General features: G+C 44.8%; 1 protein-coding gene. It reads right to left on the minus strand.

Annotated elements, in window-relative coordinates; genetic code table 11:
* Positions 1-128 precede the first annotated feature (128 nt).
* Positions 129-574, minus strand: a 446-nt coding sequence (locus ACYVTD_RS15760; protein WP_461248638.1) for a metallophosphoesterase family protein, incomplete at its 5' end; no start/stop codon positions are given.

A 574-nucleotide genomic window follows, 5' to 3' on the forward strand; every position in this document is an offset into this window, starting at 1 on the left:
CCGCCACCCAACCCGCCTGCCTGCGCAAGCAAATTTAGCGAAACAATGTGGGACATTTCGCACACGCTCACGGAATTAAATTATTAAATAGCAAATGTTTAGGCATACATCTTGCCATAAAAGCGAGATCACAATTTCAATTCCTTAACCTTCCCCTGTGCCCCTATCCCAAAAAAGTTTACAATTACCGGATTATCAGGCGGACACTCAATAACCGCAAACGTCGCGCCTACCCTGCTTCGCGGTCGTCCCACGCTTCCCGGATTAATAATCCTAATGCCGTTCATTATTTTATTGTATGGAATATGACTATGACCGCATAACGCGCTATCCGCCCCTGAATTTCTTGCCGCTGCTATTAGCATGTTATATCCGCCGTATAAACCATAACGATGTCCATGGCACATAAAAAAATGATGTTCCGCAAATTCAAAAGTCAGAGCTTCCGGCATTGATATTCCGTAATCGTTATTTCCGCTTACAAGTTTCCAATCAGTGTAAAAACCTTCAGCGTCCGCCGTATACTGCAAATCAGAAAGCCCGTCTCCAAGAAACGCCGCCGCTTGAATTGTAT

It is taken from the genome of Treponema sp. R6D11 (genome assembly GCF_054786075.1).